This window comes from Priestia sp. 53B2 (assembly GCF_056099005.1).
On the sequence record NZ_JBLZXA010000025.1, the window covers coordinates 13,143 to 32,114 of the forward strand.

The following is an 18,972-nucleotide window of genomic DNA, read 5'->3' on the forward strand; positions in this document are numbered from 1 at the left end:
AAATTATTAACGATTTTTACTTTTAAATATAGATAATATTTATTTTCATTTTATTTATAAAAGTAAATGATAAAACACTTTGTTTAAAAATAGTTTTATTATTTACGTATCTTGTAGAAAAACAATATATTTGTCGTCACTAAGTGTAAATGATAAAACTTTTATTTTTATGAGTTAGTTTATCTATTTACTTCTCTGTATAAAAGAAGTTTATTTTGTATTTTTGATTATAATTATCTTATTAAAAATATCTTAAAGTTAAATAACTATAAATTTTCTTTTAATTTATCGTGAATAAAAAAATTTCTCGAAATAGGAGTAAAAGATAGATTAGTATATAATAAAAAATAGTGATTGTAATTTACTTCCATTATAATTAACTGTTAAAACCTACATTCTGAGAAGTTAATTTTCAGATTTACGTCAATAAATAAAATAGTTGCATTTTCCCTTCTGGGTTTATAGGTATGAAATGAAAATTAGAATAGCAAGGGATTGTAAATACGGAGGTTAAATATTATTCGATGTCCCACTTTATCTATCAATCTCGTATAAAAGATGTTAAAAAGGGTAATAATGTTTGAAAAAGAGAAAAGATAAAGGGGTTGATTTTTAATGGAAAATAACATTATTAAAGGAATGGATCGAGTTGATCCAAATTTACGTGATGAAATATTGGCTGAATTATTTCTGAATCAAATGATGAACAACTTCAAAAGAAGTAAGATCCTCGAGAAAATTGATCACTCCTTAAAGAGTAAAGATAAAGAAGCTTTTTTACGTTTAACAGAGGAACTTAAATCTGTATCTTAATAAAAAACACTATACTATAGAAGAAATTCATCAAAAAGAAGCCTCGTTATATAAAGACTAAGGCTTCTTTTTATTTTACATTTATATATATCTTTTTATATTGAATTAAAATCGTAATGAGAGAACCTATTGGTTCCAGTACAAGAACGTCCGGAATTTTCGTGTCAAAAATCAATTACTAATTATTTAACACCTGGATAGATACTATCGTCCTTACGGAAAAACTCATGATAGGCCCGAAAGGGAGCTGACTTCTCGTTGGTCTCTCGTAGGAACATAAGGTTGTGGCTATCTTCTGACGAAAGAAACGTACTGTTATGTATACCTCCATTTGGAGCGTCGGCGTATGTTTTACTTACCAATATGGTGGTGATGAAGATACAACATCAAATGGTTTTGCAATGGGAGGCTTGAGCCGTACGAGTTGAAATGCTCACCTAAGGTTCTTAGGGGAGTTAGAGGCAGTGATGCCCCTCGCTTACCCAACATAATTAAGAACAAATACTCTAGACAGTCTAAAAAAGAAACAGAAAAATTTCCCTCTGAGTCTGAAGTAAATTCAAATGAGTTCCTTTTTGACGAGTTTCCTTTCTATATGATTGAAATTCTTATTTAGTCAAGCCTATAGCTACATAATCAATTAGTTTATCCATTACTTTTGGAAAAAGGTCGGTGCCAATTTCCTCTTTGTGTAATCGTAGCATCATGATGGCCTGGATGACTCCCACAATTACTTCTGGATTCTCTTGAGGTAAGACACCACGCTCCATCAAAATTTGGATTGCATCGATACCTCTTTGAGTTTGCCATTTGTTAAATTTCATCATCTGTTGTGGAAGCTTTCTTGTGAGTCTTTCGTGTTCATCGTTTTGAAAAACACGCTGAAGAAAGGGATTGTCTTCAACAAATTTAAAAGATGTATGAAAAAAGGAAGTTAGTAACTCGTTAGGGGGAAGGTTTTCACGAAAGAGTTCATTGAGTACAGTTTCTCTTACTTCTTCTTCGTTTTTTAAGATTTCAAAATAGAGCTCTTCCTTAGATTGAAAAAATTTATAGAAAGAACCTTTTGCAATTCCACATGCTTGTATAATATCATCAATACTTGTTTTAGCTAGCCCATATTGGATGAATAGTTCTCTCCCTTTTTCCATAAGGGATTGGTGAATATGTTCTTTTTCTTGTTCTGTAAATTTAGGCATAGAAAAACTCCTTTTGGGATTTTTGTGACTTTTTATGGACATTTAGTCATATACTGTTTATACTTATCTTAACCGTTATGTAAATAAAAGTAAACATTCTTAAATAATCATAATATTTTTTTGGATTTTATATGACTATATATACTGTTTTGGTCATATAATTAAAAATAATTCTTTATAAGAGGGTGAAAAAATGTTAGAAAAAGTTTTTGATTCAGGAAAGATTCGTTTAAATTATATTGAAACAAATCCTAATTCGTCTGAAATATCTCTTTTGCTACTTCATGGCGGGACTGCTAGGTGGCAAACTTTTAGTACTATTCTGCCTAATTTAGAAAAGCTAACCCATGTATATGCAGTAGATTTAAGAGGACATGGTAAATCTGGTAGAGGAGATAAAAATTACAGATTAAAAGATTATGTGGAAGATATCTTTCTTTTTCTTAAAAAACATGTTAACAAACCGACACTTATATTTGGTCATTCACTTGGTGGAATGATTAGTCTTATGATGGCAGTTAGCCACCCTACACTTGTTACAGGGGTAATTATTGGTGATTCCCCCTTGTCTATGACAGTTTTGAAAGAAGGGTCCATGGAGTTAATGAAATGGAGAGATATATTACACTCCAATCAAATAGCATTGACAAATCCTAAAGCATTAATTAAAAATACTTCTAAACTCTCACATACAAGGACTCACTTGGTTGATGAAATGATAACAAACTTAACATACATGGATCCAGATGTATTAACAGCTATGATAGATCGGTTTGAGGAAACATACGCTGGCTATCAAGTAGATAAGTTACTTCGTAGAATTCGATGTCCCGTGTTGCTCTTACAAGGCAATCCTGAATTAGGGGGGGTAGTAAGGGATAAAGATGTGCAAAAAGCATTAGAGATTTCCCTTAATTTACAACATAAAAAGATAAAGAATGCAGGTCATACTCTGCATTTAGAAAATAAAGAAGAAGTATTAGCCGTAATTGAACCTTTTATAAAAGCTTTCAAGTAAAACAAGATAAAAGGTAATCTGACTAAATAATAATGGAGAAATGAGAATGAAAATTACAGAAAACATATACCAATTTGAAAATTTATATAATTTCCGTGACATTGGAGGCTTTAAAACCAAAGATGGTTGCCACGTGAAGACCGGTATCCTATTCCGTTCAGATGAACTGTCTCGATTGTCTCAAAAAGATGTAGAAAATTTTTATCAAATAAATATAAAGTCAATTTGTGATTTAAGGACGCTTCAGGAACAACAATCAAAAGTCAGTCGTATCCAAACTGGAAAGGAAATTCAACTACTAAACGTATCAATTCATGATAAGAGCAGAGAGTTTACACATCTTGAATTCTTTAAGTTTCTAGTTAGTAAATCCAATACCATTGATTTTGAAAAAATAATGAAAGAAATGTATGACCATATGGCATTTGGTTGTTATAAGGAAATCAATGAAGTTATCACGTTTCTTTCAAATCAAAAAAATTTACCTGCTCTCATTCACTGTACCGGAGGGAAGGATCGTACTGGGTTTATATCAGCCCTTATCCAATTACTTGTGGGGGTGCCATATGAAACAGTGATAAATGAATACCTTTTATCTAATCAATTAATTGCGAAACGTATGAAAAAGGTAGAAACGTTTATTCGATGGATGAGTTTGTTCCAAATGTCTTCAGAGCGTATAAAACCAATCTTAGAAGTTAGACGTGATTACTTAGAAGATGTTTATAATAAGATTATAGAGCAATACGGTGACATTGAAAATTACTTTCATCTGGCTTGTAAAGTTCCCCAAATCAATTTAGAGAAGCTTAAGCAATTATTGATTGAATAATGGAATCAACTTTATCTTATGAATATAGAACGTACGGAGGCGTTATGATGGATATGAGTAATTACCGGATTAGTGAAGAAGAAATAAAGAAAATATTAAATGTATATTTTGAGAGGGATGCCTAAAACAGATACCAAAAAAAGAGAAAAAAAGAATGATTACCTTAGTATATATCTAAAAAAATTAAAAAAATGTAAATATAATACTCAAAAGGAAGTTAATGGTGTATTAAAAGGTATATTTGATGACTTTGTAATGATAAGAAGATACTTAATAGATTACAAGCTATTGAATAGAAATAAAGAAGGCACAAGATATTGGGTAGTAGACCCCTAAATAAAAAATGTATCCATACAAAGGTAACTATAGATACGTAACAAATAACCAAAAATCACTATGCTAAAACCTGTTTAACTTGAAATAAAGTAAGATAGCATGTTAATCAACGGTTCTCATGTTCCTTTTAAATCAATGAGAAAATCCTTTATTGAGGAGCTTTCTAGATAAAATAATTATTTAATAATAAGTAACATGTGAACTAATTATATAGATGAAATACTATTAAAAAACTTAAAAATGGGGTGAATCGTTTGATTCTTAAGAAAAATGCAACGTCCACATTATGTTTTTTCGGATTGCTTTTTGTGTTAATTTCAAATTACTTGTTATATCATTCCTTTTTTCAAATCAATTCATCATCTCCTAATTTAAATGGAGTGGTAGTAGGTTCTATTTTAAATTTAGGTCTCGTTGTTCCTTTATTATTTTTAGGCTGGCAACGTAAGTTCAGCTTGAAGTATTTTATTATGTTAATGCCAGCAGGTCTCATTCTCGCACGTTTTATCATCCCAATAGAATATTTGTCCTCTTTTGGGGCAGTTATATATGCTTGGTTGTTAAAGTAGAGGACATATTATTTGTACTTGAAACTTTATTTGATTGACAATATGTTAATTAGGATTGTAGGAAGTATACACCTTTAGAAAAAGAAAAAATAATGAAATCCCCATATACAAGTTGTTTTTATTAATGTGAACAGAGGGGGGATTTAGTATGAAGAGTCAAAAATATATTGATTTGAGTCATAATACCATTCAAGATGGCATTATAACTTTTAAAGGGCTTCCTGCCCCAATCATTTGTGATGATTTAAGTCGGGAAGAATCTCGAAAACATTACGAAGAAGGTATAGAATTTCAAATTGGAAAAATAGAAATGGTGTCTAATAAAGGAACTTATATTGATGTTCCTTTTCATAGGTATGTTAATGGAAAAGATCTATCGGAAACATCAATTGATAAGATGGCTGGTCTAGAAGGAATCATTGTTCATATTGATGAAAACAAAAAAGAGATTGATGAGGATGTCTTTTATGACCTTGCTATGGAAGGAAAAGCTGTTCTTATTCAACACAGGTTGGGACCAATATTGGAATACGAATCAATACTTTGAAAATCATCCGTATTTAATTGAGAAAGCAGCACAATATTTAGTGGATAAAAGAGCTTCTTTAGTTGGGATTGATTCTGTAAATATAGATGATACGTCAGGTAAAGATCGTCCTGTACATACAACTTTATTGGGGCGAGAAATTCTAATCATTGAACATTTATGCAACTTAAAAGAAATTTCAACTGAAAACTTTTTATTTTATGCTGTTGCTCCAACAATCAAAGACTTTGGAACTTTTCCAGTTAGAGCCTTTGTAGAAGTCTCAAACTAACTATAGTTATTCGACATAGTGGCATTTATATTATTGTTATATTCACAGGGAAGATCCATAAAATCCTTAATCTGTGCGCCTTGTTTTTGTTTTTAATAATTCCTGTTATGGTAACTAACTTTGTATACAACATATATAATCTCCACTTCATGGCTTTTTATTAAATTAATGATAGAACACCATGCGGGATATATACCCAACTTATTATCCATGAAGATGTTACCCAAAAGGATTTTTAAAAGGAGTAAGTTTAGATGATGATTATTATACAAGTGATTTTAGCCGTTTTTATTTTAGTGGGAGGTTTCATAAAACTTTTTCGTATACCATTTCAGGTTGAACATTGGCAGCACTATCAATATCCATTATGGTTAATGTCTGTAATTGGAATTGTGGAACTTATTGGAGCAATAGGAATGATTGGCGGTATTTGGAATCCATACTTGGTTTTTGTATCTGGCGTATTGTTTGTAATTCTCATGATAGGTGCCATACATGCCCATATTTTTCGGGCTCATCAACCTATTGAGATGATTATTCCTGCAACAATTTGCTTGATATTATCTATGATGGTGATTATGTGGAATTTCAAGGTGTTTTTCTAAGCTAATAGCTTTAGTCTGGTTAGTAATTTTAGGGACACTTTTATCGACTTTTGCTAGGTATATTCCTAACAAAGTTGTGTCCTTGGGAATCCTTGCCGTTGCAATTATAATTACATTTGGAGCAGCCCTTATAGGACTCTCCTCACTTAGAAAAAACAGAAAATAAAAATAAAAGACTTTATAGAAGAAACTCGTCAAAAAGAGGCCTTCGCTCAATGAGAGTGAAGGTCTCTTCTGAAAAGTTTCTTCTATAAAAAAGGACGCCTTACTTTACAGGACAAGTCTATCCCGAATAGGTAAATTTCATTCATATACTACTTGGAATAACTCTATAAGTTAGTCATTTAAAGAAACTGACTTTCTATGTTTCTAATTACTAATGTTTGCATTAAAATCGGTACTATAAAGTAGTAGCTAAAGTAAATTAAGGGTTGTAGCAGCAAATAACCTCGGAAAGAATTTTATGTTCTTGTATTTTTTTAAAAGTTTCTCTTGCTTCCTTTTCCGTATTAAATTCAAACATAACAATATTATTGCTCTTTGAATAGGCATTGATTATAGTAATAACCCACATTACAAATTCCTCACTTTAAATGTTATTAATAATTCTTTCTTTATAGAATTATAGAAAATTCTTATATTTTATACCCAGCCTCGGAAACGTGAAGCTTCGGCTGATTTTGTTATTCCTACCATATAGGCAGCTAAACGCATATTAACTTGATAATCTTGAGATGTCTGATAAATATTTTCAAAAGAATTAACCATGACTTTACGAAGTTTTTCAGCCACTTCTTTCTCTGACCAATAATATCCTTGATTATTTTGAACCCATTCAAAGTAAGAAACAGTGACACCGCCTGCACTTGCTAATATATCTGGTACAAGGAGGATTTCTCTTTCATCCAAAATTTTTGTCGCTTCGAGAGTTGTTGGCCCATTTGCTGCTTCTACTACAATCGGAGCTTTTATATTATGAGCGTTTTGTGCCGTAATTTGGTTTGAAACGGCTGCTGGTACAAGGATGTCACACTCTTTTTCTAGTAATTCTTGGTTTGTAAGGACATCCGTAAATAAATTTGTAACTGTACCAAAGCTATCACGTCGATCAAGCAAATAATTAATATCAAGCCCTGCAGGATCATAAAGAGCACCATGCGCATCTGAAATACCAATTACTTTGGCTCCTGCATCATGCATGAATTTGGCCAGAAAGCTTCCTGCATTTCCAAAACCTTGAATCACGATACGTGCATCTTGCAAGTTAATACCTTTTTTCTTTGCAGCTTCTTTAATACAAATTGCTACCCCTCGTGCTGTTGCTGTTTCACGACCATGTGATCCTCCTAAAACAATGGGTTTGCCTGTGATAAAACCAGGGGAATCATATTCGCGAAGACGGCTGTACTCATCCATCATCCACGCCATAATTTGAGAATTCGTATATACGTCAGGTGCCGGAATGTCTTTCGTAGGACCAACAATTTGGCTTATTGCACGCACATAACCTCGACTTAATCGCTCCAGCTCTCCAAACGTCATATTTCTCGGATCGCAAATAATGCCGCCTTTCCCACCACCATAAGGCAGGTTTGCAATCCCACACTTTAAAGTCATCCAAGTAGACAATGCTTTTACTTCTTCTTCATTCACTTCAGGATGGAAGCGTACTCCTCCTTTAGTTGGTCCTACGGCATCGTTATGCTGGGAACGAAAGGCCGTAAATACTTTGACGAAACCATCGTCCATTTTGACAGGAATACGAACGGTTAGCATTCGAATAGGTTCTTTTAATAATTCAAATAAATCATTTGAATAGCCTAGCTTATCCAGAGCTTCTTTTATAACTGTTTGTGTAGAAAGAAATAAGTTCAGCGAATCTTTTTCTTCCTTCTGTTCCTTAGATAATTTTCTTAAAGTTTCAGTAGTTATCATAATATCGACTCGATAATTAATAAAATGTAATTTCTAATATAATTTTTATTTTTTACTTATTTAGGTAGGGATTTTCGGTATTTTTAATCATTCAATCATAGTTTTCTTACAAAATTACAGGTGACAAATCAAATCATCATATTATGTGTTTCTTTATATAACAATTAGTTACAATCAGTGTTGTTTAGATTATCTCCCCCCAGAAATAATTCATTTAGCTATTTTATTCAAGGTTCAATATAATAAGCATGATTATAGCTAGAGCGTGATTACTTTCTTTTAATGTGGCTAGTAGAAGAAGATAGCCACTGTATAATTGATATTTCAATTCCTTACATTTTTTCAATAAGATAAAAGTTAGAGATTATTATAATGTTGAACTATTTAAACAGACTGAATCATCAGTTAGAATTGCAATATTGTAATCGTTTTCATTTGTCCTTAACAAATGTAGCTTTAATTTATCATAGAGACCACAGAAGCTGACAATAACCTACAATAAATATTTTGAAATATAAAAAATGTGATTTTGATGCAAAGGTTATTTTTTACGTTTAACAGAGGACCTTAAACTCATATCTTGATAAAAGCAATATTGTAATAGAAGAAACTATATGTCCCTTTCAAATGGGTGTAATCTTCGCACCACAATCCTTATTATTTATTCAGTCTAGATGATCTGTAATTAAGAAGGATTTTTACTTGTACTATGCTAAAACCTATTAATACTCCAATAATAGCTGGAACAATCCACCCTAGTCCTACTTTGTACATAGGGAGAACTCTAATAAAGAAACTATTAATAGATGAAATGTGAATACCACCCGTATTTAATCCATCGAATAGACTAATAATAAATGTCAAAAGTAAGCTCCCTTGATAAACTTCAGTTTTTCCTTTAAATAAAGGATGAAAAAAAGTTAAGAATATCAATACAATAGCTAATGGATAAATAGCTGTTAATAGAGGTATAGAAATAGCAATTAACTGCGTTAACCCGATGTTAGCAACGATTGCACTAAAACCACATAGACTAATAGCAAGTATTTTATAAGGTACCTTTGGAAATAGTTTATGAAAGAATGAAGAACAAGAAGCAACAAGTCCTACACTAGTTGTTAAACAAGCTACCGTAATCATTAATCCTAATAATATTCCACCGTAAGCTCCAAAATAATAATTCGAGACTTTTACCAAAACAGTACCTCCGTTATCTAAGTGTCCAAGTTTTTCTACACTTGAAGCACCCATGTAAGAAAGAGCCGTATAAATGGTTATTAGTATAATGGCAGCAATTCCTGTTGCTTTTGCACAAATAGTCATAATTTGTTTTTTTGTTTTTGCGCCTTTTTCTTTAATAGCATTAATAATAATAATTCCAAAAACAAAAGCTGCAAGAGCATCCATTGTTAAATAACCTTCCTGAAATCCCTTGAAAAATGAATGAATTTTGTAATTTTCCGTAGGTGCTTGGAACCCCCCAATTGGATGAATAAAAGCCATGGCTACAAGTATTCCAATAAATATTAACTTAATGGGTGTTAGTAATTTTCCGATAATATTGACAGTTTTAACGGGATTAAGTGAGAAAAAGCATGTGATGCTAAAAAATATGATGGTGAAAACAAATAAAGGTATGTGGTCTAGATCTTCCGACAAAAAAGGTTTGACACCTATCTCAAAAGAAACGGTTCCTGCTCTTGGTATGGAAAATAAAGGACCAATCGCTAAATAAAGTACGGTTGTAAACACAAGACCAAACACAGGGTGGACGCGACTCGCTAGTGACTGTACATCATCTTTTCCTGAAAAACCAAATGCTAACACACCGAGTAACGGTAACCCAACTCCGGTTACTAAAAATCCGGCATTAGCTGACCAAACATTTATTCCTGCTGATTGACCAAGCATTGGTGGGAAAATTAAATTTCCTGCCCCGAAGAATAGAGCAAATAACATTAAACCAATAACTACTGTAAATGAAAATGACACTTTATCCGACATATAAAACCTCCATAAAATAACGACTTTCACTATTTTTATATAAATGAAACAAGAGACCGCAAGAATGTACAGCGTTTTTTAGAAAACTTTTCAGCCTTTTCATGGTATTACGATAGATACGAATCCGACTTTTCTTATAGCCCTCGAACATATGAGAAAAGAGAAAAAGATGCCCTAGGCATCTAATAAGACAATTAAAACATCTCAATAGCATCGTCAAGAGAAGCTTTTGCTATTGTAAGCAAATTCCCTTTTTGACGAGTTTCTTCTATTCTAAATTATGCCCATAAGATGGGGTGGACTTAAATCTTAAAACCTCTACATTTTGAATGAACACTCTTTCTTTTGTAGATATATCTAATTTAACTAACCTTACAGAAGAGATAGCGATACTCCTCTAAGTCATTAATACGGATACAATGAGAGCAACTTTTTTTCTGTAGTTAGTTTATAAATATCTTCACTCCATTGAAGTGTAATTAAGAAAAGATAGACTTTTATTAAGCGCTTTCATTTTTTCTCCAGCGAAGTCGTATCTTTAATTTATAATAGGAACTATATAATCATACAGAAAACTACACAAAATTATAAATTTTCTAAATTATTTTTATGGATAATTTGATAAGAAAGAAGTGCGTATTCTCCATTATTAGATATAGAAACATTTAATTTTATCATATATGGATTTAAATAATTTTTTACATATAAATAAATTAATGGATATTATTGGGCGATTTTATGTAGATTTTTGTTTAATTCTGTAGTTTGTATTATAAAATGAGGCTTAATAAATCTTTGGTGTTAGTTTAAATTCATATATCACTTTTATTAAAAGAAAATAAACAAGAAAAAGATAATGAGGTAATAAAATACAGTTTTGTGATGAAAATTACCCCAGGAAAAAATTCTCTTATGGAGATAATTTGTCATCAAAATACAATTAATTAATAACCATTATTAAATTAAAAGAGAATTTAAATTAGGAGTGAGAAAATGAAAAAAATAGGGCTAATTAAGGGGTTAGGCAAATTTGGACGTGTCACATTCCCTAGTGAACTACGACGTACCTTAGGGATAAAAGGCAGTGAGAGTTATATGGAGATGTCTATAGAAAATGAAGCAATAATTATCCAAAAATGTGATGAAAGTAAACCCTGTGCTATCACTGGTAAGGTAAGTGATAAAAATAAAGTGTATATAGGTAATATCGTGCTAAGCTCAGAAGGAGAAAAGATTTTATTACAACAATTAGTTGATATAAAAAAACAGATTGAGTGACCATTCTTTCATTTTTATCTTCTAGGAGCTACATTCCTTTCAAAATATATTGACTCGGCTCTTACGTTGCAATGCCACTTGCTGCTGTATTATCTTCACACATTGATACGTTAAGGCTTCAGATGTAGACTTACATATCACTCTATACAATTTCAAGGTTTATTTTTAAGGTACCATAATGTCGCTTATCCGTATTCAATAAAAAAAGCTACCCCGGAGTAGAACACCATAATAATATGCTAGGTAACAGATTTATTACGTTAAAAGAAGCAAGAAAAATTATTTTTTAAACCAATTAAAAACTTTCATAGGAATAAAAAACAGCCGTTAGAAGGCTGTTTTTTATTCCCAGAACCCTGATTAAGATGATTACGATAACTAATATACAAGCTGAATAAAGGCATCATTTCTGTTAAAATATAATTATAAAGTATACATCTTTATATTACATACTGACTTATCAGAAGGAGAGTGGAACCTATGAGTGAAACCTGTGTTCCAACTGGTGTAGAACTAAAAAACACTGGTTTTGGATATACGTTGTCTTTAATAGGTGGTAAATATAAAATGATCATTATGTATTGGCTAGCTGAAAATAAGGTTATGCGACATAATGAGTTGAAACGATGTATCGGTACCATTTCCTATAAAACGTTAAGCGTTATGTTAAAAGATCTTGAGAGAGATGGTCTTATTATACGTAAGGAATTTCCACAAATACCTCCAAAAGTTGAGTATTCATTATCTGAACGTGGTCTTTCCCTTATTCCCTTGTTAGATATGATGTGTGAGTGGGGGGAGAAAAACAATTTGTCAGCTTTGGAGGCTGTACAACAATAGATAAAACTACTTCTTATAGGTTTTCAATAAAATTGAAATAATCTTGGGCACTTTTTTTCACTTCACTTGCAGAAGGTTCATATTCTGCTCCATAAAAAGCAAAGAACGAACGATAATCTGCGTTGCAATACAGAGCTGTGGTTTTAAACGGAACCAATACTTCTTCAAGTGTATATTGATATCTTCCATTATCACTATAGTCTTCTTTTTTAATCCCTGCAGACACAGCAAAAGCAACTTTACGATTCTTTAATTTCTCTCCTGTTGAACCATAGGCCCATCCATAAGTTAAAACATCATCCATCCATTTTTTTAAAAGAGGTGGACAATTAAACCAATATACAGGAAACTGAAAAACTAGATTTCCATGAGTTTCAATCAAGGTTTGTTCTTTTTCCACGTCTATGTTGCCATTAGGGTAAACTTTATATAATTCGTGAATTGTATATTTTTCTGAATATTTTTTGAGTTCTTCTACCCAGTTCTTATTAATAACTGATGTTTCTAAGCTTGGATGTGTTACGATAACAAGAGTTTTCAAAATTATTCCTCCTTAATATTAATTACATTTTGATTATAAAACTCCCACTACAGATATGTAAGTACGCACTTTCAGTACAGGTACTTACCTTTAGGTAAGTGTTTCCTACTAAGTAATCATTACAATAACAACCCTGGAGTTATTACTCTAGGGTTGTTATGTCATAGCCCCAATAATACACTGTATGGGAAGTAGAAATAAAACTGAATTGTATATAAACTAAATATAAAGCGTCTTGATAGGAGGATTATGATGAAGAATCATAATATGGCTATTGTACTAGTTCATGAAATATACGGAGTTAACGAACATATGAAATATATGAAGGAGATATTATCAAAATTAGGAATAGATATAATATGCCCTAATCTATTACATAAAGAAATTCCTTATTCGTATAGTGAAGAAGAATTTGCTTATGAAAATTTCACTCAAAATGTTGGATTTGAAAAGGGAGTGCAACAAATTAATCAAGTCATAGCCGAACTAAAGCAACAATATAGGAGAGTCGGAGTCATTGGATTTAGTGTTGGGGCAACAATAGCATGGTTATGTAGTGAAAATAAGATATGTGACTTTGTAATAGGTTGCTATGGATCTCGTATCCGAGATTATGTAGATGTTGAGCCTACATGTCCTACATTACTTATATTTGCAAATAAAGAAAAAGCATTCGATATTCATAAACTAGTAGACGTGTTAAGGAAAAAAAGATATTCGTTTTTGCAAGTGAAAAGTTTTGAAGGATCTCATGGATTTATGGATCCATTTTCAGATAATTACAAGAAACTGTCAGCTCATCTGGCTTTGCAACATATAAATGAATTTGTACAGAAGCAATTAAGTGAAAGCTTCCTATAAAATTATATTATGGTGCGACAAGATGTTGCTTATCGGAAACAGTATAAAAAAGAGCCAAGACCTAAGGGGGTGGCTCTTTTTGATTAATTATATTTATTCATAGCTCAATGATGAAATACACGTATGCCTGAATGTGCCATGACCATTCCATATTCATTTGCTGCGTGTGTAACTTGATCGTCTCGTAAAGAATTCCCTGTTTGAACCACATATTTAACGCCACTTTGAGCCGCACGATCAATATTATCACGGAACGGTAAAAAAGCATCGGATGCATAGGAAACGTCTTTTAATCTTTTTAACCATTCCTGTTTTTCACTCTTACTTAGCCTAGCAGGAACCTCCTGAAAACATTGTTTCCATTGTTCATTTTCTACCTCAGTAATATCATCATTCAACCATCCATCAATCGCATTATTGACTTCTACACGAGAAATGCCTTCTCTGAACTTCATATTAAGGGCCCTTGGATGTTGTCTTAACCACCATTTATCAGCTTTTTCAGCTGCTAACCTTGTACAATGAATACGGGACTGTTGTCCAGCACCAATTCCAATTGTTTGACCATCTAAAGCGAAACAAATAGAGTTTGATTGTGTATATTTCAATGTAATAAGAGCAACAAGAAGATCTCTCTTTGCATTGTCAGGAATACTATATTGAGTCGTAACAATATGATTAAAAACTTCTTTCCCAATCTGTACATCATTTCTTTGCTGTTCTAGAGTAATTCCAAATACCGTTCTTTTTTCAATTGAGTCAGGCACATAGTTGGGATCAATCTCTAAAATTAGATATTTTCCCTTCTTTTTCTGTTTCAAAATCTCTAATGCTTCTTGAGTGTAGCTTGGTGCAACAATTATATCAGAAACCTCTGTTTTGAGGAGATTAGCTACAGTTATATCAACTTCATCACTAAAAGCAGCACAATCTCCAAATGAAGACATCCTATCTGTCCCACGCGCTCTTGCATAAGCAATAGCTAAAGGAGACAGGTCTAAGCCTTCAACAAAATAGGATTCAGTAAGTGTCTTATTTAGTGGAGAGTACACAGCTGCACCTGCTGGACTTACATGTTTAAAAGATGCAGCTGCAGGTTGACTAGTAGCCTGTCGAAGCTCCCGGACCAGTTGAAAAGCGTTTAATGCATCTAGAAAGTTAATATAACTCGCTTCTCCATTTAAGATTTTAATAGGCATGTTTTCAGCATTCTGAACTTTAGCTTTACTTTGATTTGGATTCATCCCGTATCGTAAACAAATTTCTTTCACTTAAAAATCTCCCTTCTAAATAAAAAAAGTATTTGAACTCATGTTCAAATACTTTGCCCAGGCGTACGGCCGTTATCTATGTGCTTCCTCATGGTCCTCCATGTTTACGCCAGTAACACATAGTCTGTTTTATAAGAAAATTTTACATAATAATATTAATTTTAACAATAGATTTAGCCAAATTTTTCTTTTTTTATTGTATATCATATACGGAGCTCCCTCTATAAACTGAGTAATATCAAGGGTTTATAGGGGGAATATAAAATATAAAAAAATTTTTTATGTCTATTTCACACCTTATATTCTCATTTTTATAAGAAACTGGTACTAAGGGGAATAGCTTCGCTATTCTTTTTTCATTATTTTAAAAAAAGATGGAGACATACATATGGTCGCACAATGGATCTCTATATGTCTCATAGCGATGAAATCTCCCATGTCTCTTAGCGTCTTAGCGCCTACATTCCTTCGTTCAATCTATCTATGAGATAGAGTTGGGTAATGCTAGTTTGCAAGGTCAAATGCCTGAAAGTCTGTTTTATCCCAAATACTCCGTGCTTCATTTTTAATGGACAAAGGTTAAGCTTCCAAAGGTACAGTCAGCATTTCAGCAATACCCGGCAGGGTCAGTACAAGGTCTTCCAATTGCTTTTCTAATGCATGTAGTTCTTCTTTAAGCATCTTATATCGTTTGATATTTATGGCTATTTCTCGTTGTGCCATCTGTAGTCCAACCGTCAACCCTACTGAACGTCCAGCAGCCTCTTGAAGTCGCTGTATTCGTTTATGACTTGGGCGTTGTACGCCTCCGTAAGTGGACCATATTTCTGCCACCCTTTCGGGTGTTGTTTGATTAAGTTGAACTGGAAGAGGAATATGTTCTAGCGTGGCCAACGCCATCTTTCCACTCCAGTCTTTAAAAACGGTTAAAAACTCTGGAAAATACTTATCTAACCAATTGTGAATCCGTCCTTGTAGAGCTTGTAAATCACCTACAATTTGGTTTCTGATTGTAATTCCTGCCTTTACTTCTGCATCCTGATTCATTGGTAAGCGAGGATAAGAAAATCGACCATCTTTTATTAGCTGAGCGATAACTCTAGCATCCTTGATATCGTTTTTCGTTGGAGAGTTATCGTCGAGTTCTTTACTTCGCTTAACGTGCAGAGGATTAGCGACTCCGAAGGAGACAAGTCTCTCCTTTAGTGAATAGGCGAGATTTAACCAGTAATGACCGGTAGGTTCCATACCAACTAGAACATCGGCTTTCTCATGTTTGTGTTGCATCTCTTCCAACCAGGCAAAGAACGCATCAAATCCTTCTTTTGTATTCGTGAAGGTTAGAGCTTTCCCAAGGATCTTTCCACGATCATCTTGTGCTCGAGCCACATGCTTGAATTTAGCAATATCTACCCCGACAATCAGTGTATGGGGTGTAACTTGATTCAACTTTTCGTTTTGAGTACAATTCATAAGAGTCCTCCTTGAATGATGAATTGAAGTCATGGCCATGACCTTCTGCATCATATCAAGGGGACTTTTTTATTTCAAGACACCAAGTAATTTCAAACAGGAATGCTAGTTTACATAAGGTAGGCACCAAACATAATTAATTCATTCTTTAGTGATTATAAAAAACATTTTCACTTCAAGAGTGGATGTTCCATACAATGCTCACTATAAAAGTCATCAATCTGTTTAAAGATTTGTTGGATAGTTGAAGGCGAGATAAAAGGATTTAATAAAACTGCCCTCAACCAACGCTTTCCTCTATACGTAGGTAAGGATAAAAACACATGTTGATCTTTTAATAAATATTGTTGCAACTTAAGATTTAATTGATCTTGATGTTTTTGGTCATACTCGTTCAAACGTAGTCTAAAACAACATATATTAGTATCTGATTCACCTGATAGCTCCAAATAAGATCGTTTCTTTACTTCTCTTGTAAATTCTTCAACGAGTGTGAAACCTCGATTTATTAAATCTTCATATCCCTTTAGACCAATATGCTGAAGAGATAGATATAACTTGAGGATATCGGCATGTCGAGTACCTTGAACGCTTATTTCTCCCAAATTAGTAAAGTCTGTTTCATTCATGTAAGGTGCTGAAATGCGAAAATCTGTTTCTAACAAATGATGGTTTTTAAATAAAACCATTGCACATGTTTTGGCGACATACATCCATTTTTGTGGATTGAATGTAATCGAATCTGCTTGTTCAATCCCAGAGAGAAGTGTCTTATGTTTTTTTGAAAAGACAAGTGCTCCACCATAGGCTGCATCTACATGAAACCACATTCCGTATTTCGCTGTTATTTCTGATATAGGCAGTAGAGGATCAATACTACCTGTAACAGTCGTTCCTGCCGTAGCTACAACTGCAAAAGGTTGCTTTCCTTCTTGAATAAGAGTAGTAATCTTTGTTTCTAAATCTGTCGTATCCATTTGAGAATTAGGATTACTTTTTACAGGAATGACACTAGATGTGCCTAACCCTAGTAGCATTGCAGCCTTATGTAAAGAAGTATGGCTTGCTTCTGAAACCAAAATGACAGGTTGCTTTGTTAAAGAAGTTAGTCCGTTCTCTTTTACTTGAAGGATAGAATTCCGTGCAACTGCTAGGGCCTGAAGATTAGCAAGGCTACCACCACTTGTTATAACTCCGCCAGCATTTTTTCCTAAACCAAACATCTGAGTAAGCTGTTGAAGTACTTGAACCTCCATTTTAGAAAAGACAGGAGACATCTCTAGACTCAGCATATTGTTATTAAGGGTAGTTGTTACAAACTCACTCAAACAAGAAATTAACGTAGGAATGGAGTCCATATGTCCCATATACCTTGGAGTTAAAGGATTCATAGAGTGCTTTACGATGGTCTCTAACTGTAAAAGAAGCTCTTCTGTGGGAATACCATCTGAAGAAAATTCATTAAAAAGTTTTGTCTTAAATTCATCAGAAAGAGGGGGATGGTTTCCTGAATTGCTTGCATAATCAACTACCAAATTTATTACTGTATCAATAAGTATCTTGGCCTCTTTAACATTTTTGCCGTTTGGATCAATAAAGGAATCAGTTGGAAGAACGCCTATTTTCATCATCATCACACTTCTTTCCTATTAGTCTAATTATTCTAACAATAAGAGAGAGAAATGTGTATACCATATACGTATCTAGTTACCATAATCAGCATTCTAGGAACAAAAAACAGCCTTTGAAAGGCTGTTTTTTATCTCTAAAAAGTTCTTTATTGGCTTAAAATATAATTTCATTTACTTCTCTTAATGTAACAAACCTGCCACCCAGCGTATTATTATGATGTTCTACTATTTTAGAAGCTGAGAGCACAGCTGTATCAAATGTGCTATGGGCATCTTTTACTAAGATATTCTCTTTATAACCTAAGCTATATGCTCTTCTACAAGTAGTATCTAAACAAAATTCAGTTTGCATGCCTGCAATGACTAATTTTTCGATTTCAAGCTCTTGAAGTTTTTTATGTAGAGTTGTTTGATAGAATGCATCCCAAGAAGATTTTTGAATAACTATGTCCGTTGGTAAAGGGCGAACATCCCGATGGATTTCCCATGCGACTTTTCCTTCGCTAAGGATACTACCGGAACTAGGGTCTGTATGCTGGATATAGATAATTGGTACATTAGATTGGTGCGCTTTCTCTCTTAGAGAAGTAATATTTTGAAACACTTGCTGTTCATTCCATAAAGATCCACCTTCATAAGAAAACATGATGTTTTGAACATCGATAAGCAACAAAGCTGTTTTTTTACTCATTTGATTATATCCCTCCATCGAGTTGTGTGGAAAAAAATTCAAAACAATATTATATCAAATTAAAACCTTATGTTATATAGCCTTATCCTGCAAAATTTAGCCTTCTTCAAAATGCATATGATATACAAATCTAGTTTAGTCGGGTAGGCAGGCACTCTCACGAGCGCCCGCCCCCCTAAGAACCGCACGTGACAGATTTCCCGTCATACGGCTCAAGCCTTCTTTTTATCCGAACAACTTATTTAATACATGGTACA

General features: G+C 33.0%; 18 protein-coding genes and 1 riboswitch. Of the genes, 10 read left to right on the forward strand and 8 right to left on the reverse strand.

Going from position 1 to position 18,972, the window contains the following annotated elements:
• Positions 1-615: 615 nt before the first annotated feature.
• Positions 616-813, forward strand: a complete 198-nt coding sequence (locus tag ACN6NE_RS20350) for an IDEAL domain-containing protein (protein WP_474326904.1) — start codon at positions 616-618, stop codon at positions 811-813.
• 608 nt (positions 814-1,421) lie between these two features.
• On the opposite strand, the gene ACN6NE_RS20355 is transcribed toward ACN6NE_RS20350, so the two are convergent.
• Entirely contained in the window at positions 1,422-2,012 is a 591-nt protein-coding gene (locus ACN6NE_RS20355; protein ID WP_474326906.1) for a TetR/AcrR family transcriptional regulator, read from the reverse strand.
• Positions 2,013-2,205: 193 nt separating this feature from the next.
• Between ACN6NE_RS20355 and ACN6NE_RS20360 the strand changes: the two genes are divergently transcribed.
• The 6 genes from ACN6NE_RS20360 (at position 2,206) to ACN6NE_RS20385 (ending at position 6,190) form a co-directional block, all read left to right on the forward strand.
• Positions 2,206-3,030, forward strand: coding sequence for an alpha/beta fold hydrolase (locus tag ACN6NE_RS20360; protein ID WP_474326908.1), 825 nt, complete (start codon positions 2,206-2,208; stop codon positions 3,028-3,030).
• A 46-nt stretch (positions 3,031-3,076) separates the two neighbouring features.
• On the forward strand, positions 3,077-3,862 hold the full coding sequence (locus ACN6NE_RS20365; protein WP_474326910.1) for a tyrosine-protein phosphatase: 786 nt from the start codon (positions 3,077-3,079) through the stop codon (positions 3,860-3,862).
• A 117-nt stretch (positions 3,863-3,979) separates the two neighbouring features.
• The gene (locus ACN6NE_RS20370) at positions 3,980-4,198 is read left to right on the forward strand and encodes a DUF2087 domain-containing protein (protein ID WP_474326912.1); all 219 of its coding nucleotides are present in this window, start codon (positions 3,980-3,982) and stop codon (positions 4,196-4,198) included.
• Between the two features lie 717 nt (positions 4,199-4,915).
• A complete protein-coding gene (locus tag ACN6NE_RS20375) occupies positions 4,916-5,314 on the forward strand; it encodes a cyclase family protein (protein ID WP_474326914.1) in 399 nt (132 codons plus the stop codon).
• Entirely contained in the window at positions 5,235-5,585 is a 351-nt protein-coding gene (locus ACN6NE_RS20380; protein WP_474326916.1) for a cyclase family protein, read from the forward strand. Before ACN6NE_RS20375 ends, ACN6NE_RS20380 begins: the two co-directional genes overlap by 80 nt.
• Positions 5,586-5,839: 254 nt before the next feature.
• Entirely contained in the window at positions 5,840-6,190 is a 351-nt protein-coding gene (locus ACN6NE_RS20385; RefSeq protein ID WP_474326918.1) for a DoxX family protein, read from the forward strand.
• A gap of 642 nt (positions 6,191-6,832) precedes the next feature.
• Here the strand turns inward: ACN6NE_RS20385 and ACN6NE_RS20390 are convergent.
• Entirely contained in the window at positions 6,833-8,125 is a 1,293-nt protein-coding gene (locus ACN6NE_RS20390; protein WP_474326920.1) for a Glu/Leu/Phe/Val family dehydrogenase, read from the reverse strand.
• Between the two features lie 657 nt (positions 8,126-8,782).
• Positions 8,783-10,129: a branched-chain amino acid transport system II carrier protein gene (brnQ, locus tag ACN6NE_RS20395; protein ID WP_474326922.1), complete on the reverse strand. Its 1,347-nt coding sequence runs from the start codon at positions 10,127-10,129 to the stop codon at positions 8,783-8,785.
• A 993-nt stretch (positions 10,130-11,122) separates the two neighbouring features.
• Between brnQ and ACN6NE_RS20400 the strand changes: the two genes are divergently transcribed.
• Positions 11,123-11,407 (forward strand): AbrB/MazE/SpoVT family DNA-binding domain-containing protein, encoded by a 285-nt coding sequence (locus ACN6NE_RS20400; RefSeq protein WP_474326924.1) that lies wholly within the window; start codon positions 11,123-11,125, stop codon positions 11,405-11,407.
• 480 nt (positions 11,408-11,887) lie between these two features.
• On the forward strand, positions 11,888-12,247 hold the full coding sequence (locus tag ACN6NE_RS20405) for a winged helix-turn-helix transcriptional regulator (protein WP_474326926.1): 360 nt from the start codon (positions 11,888-11,890) through the stop codon (positions 12,245-12,247).
• 13 nt (positions 12,248-12,260) lie between these two features.
• Here ACN6NE_RS20405 and ACN6NE_RS20410 read toward each other — a convergent pair whose 3' ends face one another.
• The gene (locus ACN6NE_RS20410) at positions 12,261-12,788 is read right to left on the reverse strand and encodes an NAD(P)H-dependent oxidoreductase (protein WP_474326928.1); all 528 of its coding nucleotides are present in this window, start codon (positions 12,786-12,788) and stop codon (positions 12,261-12,263) included.
• Between the two features lie 252 nt (positions 12,789-13,040).
• Between ACN6NE_RS20410 and ACN6NE_RS20415 the strand changes: the two genes are divergently transcribed.
• On the forward strand, positions 13,041-13,649 hold the full coding sequence (locus ACN6NE_RS20415; protein ID WP_474326930.1) for a dienelactone hydrolase family protein: 609 nt from the start codon (positions 13,041-13,043) through the stop codon (positions 13,647-13,649).
• A 104-nt stretch (positions 13,650-13,753) separates the two neighbouring features.
• Here the strand turns inward: ACN6NE_RS20415 and ACN6NE_RS20420 are convergent, their stop codons facing one another.
• The 4 genes from ACN6NE_RS20420 to ACN6NE_RS20435 all read right to left on the reverse strand — a co-directional run bounded on the left by ACN6NE_RS20420 (position 13,754) and on the right by ACN6NE_RS20435 (position 18,715).
• Positions 13,754-14,920 (reverse strand): phosphoribosylaminoimidazolecarboxamide formyltransferase, encoded by a 1,167-nt coding sequence (locus ACN6NE_RS20420; protein WP_474326932.1) that lies wholly within the window; start codon positions 14,918-14,920, stop codon positions 13,754-13,756.
• Positions 14,921-14,968: 48 nt separating this feature from the next.
• Positions 14,969-15,047, reverse strand: a riboswitch (ZMP/ZTP riboswitch).
• Between the two features lie 452 nt (positions 15,048-15,499).
• Complete coding sequence (locus ACN6NE_RS20425; RefSeq protein WP_474326934.1) at positions 15,500-16,393, reverse strand: IS110 family transposase; 894 nt, start codon at positions 16,391-16,393, stop codon at positions 15,500-15,502.
• Between the two features lie 170 nt (positions 16,394-16,563).
• Positions 16,564-18,027, reverse strand: a complete 1,464-nt coding sequence (locus ACN6NE_RS20430; protein ID WP_474326936.1) for a pyridoxal phosphate-dependent decarboxylase family protein — start codon at positions 18,025-18,027, stop codon at positions 16,564-16,566.
• Positions 18,028-18,178: 151 nt separating this feature from the next.
• Complete coding sequence (locus ACN6NE_RS20435; RefSeq protein ID WP_474326938.1) at positions 18,179-18,715, reverse strand: cysteine hydrolase family protein; 537 nt, start codon at positions 18,713-18,715, stop codon at positions 18,179-18,181.
• Positions 18,716-18,972 lie beyond the last annotated feature (257 nt).

What these genes read in the sequence shown, in the direction of transcription:
- ACN6NE_RS20365 (WP_474326910.1), top strand. Translation starts at nt 3,077, where the DNA reads ATGAAAATTACAGAAAACATATACCAATTTGAAAATTTATATAATTTC.
- ACN6NE_RS20435 (WP_474326938.1), bottom strand. Translation starts at nt 18,715, where the DNA reads ATGAGTAAAAAAACAGCTTTGTTGCTTATCGATGTTCAAAACATCATG.
- ACN6NE_RS20370 (WP_474326912.1), top strand. Translation starts at nt 3,980, where the DNA reads ATGCCTAAAACAGATACCAAAAAAAGAGAAAAAAAGAATGATTACCTT.
- ACN6NE_RS20415 (WP_474326930.1), top strand. Translation starts at nt 13,041, where the DNA reads ATGAAGAATCATAATATGGCTATTGTACTAGTTCATGAAATATACGGA.
- ACN6NE_RS20400 (WP_474326924.1), top strand. Translation starts at nt 11,123, where the DNA reads ATGAAAAAAATAGGGCTAATTAAGGGGTTAGGCAAATTTGGACGTGTC.
- ACN6NE_RS20430 (WP_474326936.1), bottom strand. Translation starts at nt 18,027, where the DNA reads ATGATGATGAAAATAGGCGTTCTTCCAACTGATTCCTTTATTGATCCA.
- ACN6NE_RS20360 (WP_474326908.1), top strand. Translation starts at nt 2,206, where the DNA reads ATGTTAGAAAAAGTTTTTGATTCAGGAAAGATTCGTTTAAATTATATT.
- ACN6NE_RS20350 (WP_474326904.1), top strand. Translation starts at nt 616, where the DNA reads ATGGAAAATAACATTATTAAAGGAATGGATCGAGTTGATCCAAATTTA.
- ACN6NE_RS20385 (WP_474326918.1), top strand. Translation starts at nt 5,840, where the DNA reads ATGATGATTATTATACAAGTGATTTTAGCCGTTTTTATTTTAGTGGGA.
- ACN6NE_RS20405 (WP_474326926.1), top strand. Translation starts at nt 11,888, where the DNA reads ATGAGTGAAACCTGTGTTCCAACTGGTGTAGAACTAAAAAACACTGGT.
- ACN6NE_RS20375 (WP_474326914.1), top strand. Translation starts at nt 4,916, where the DNA reads ATGAAGAGTCAAAAATATATTGATTTGAGTCATAATACCATTCAAGAT.
- ACN6NE_RS20390 (WP_474326920.1), bottom strand. Translation starts at nt 8,125, where the DNA reads ATGATAACTACTGAAACTTTAAGAAAATTATCTAAGGAACAGAAGGAA.
- ACN6NE_RS20425 (WP_474326934.1), bottom strand. Translation starts at nt 16,393, where the DNA reads ATGAATTGTACTCAAAACGAAAAGTTGAATCAAGTTACACCCCATACA.
- brnQ (WP_474326922.1), bottom strand. Translation starts at nt 10,129, where the DNA reads ATGTCGGATAAAGTGTCATTTTCATTTACAGTAGTTATTGGTTTAATG.
- ACN6NE_RS20355 (WP_474326906.1), bottom strand. Translation starts at nt 2,012, where the DNA reads ATGCCTAAATTTACAGAACAAGAAAAAGAACATATTCACCAATCCCTT.
- ACN6NE_RS20380 (WP_474326916.1), top strand. Translation starts at nt 5,235, where the DNA reads ATGACCTTGCTATGGAAGGAAAAGCTGTTCTTATTCAACACAGGTTGG.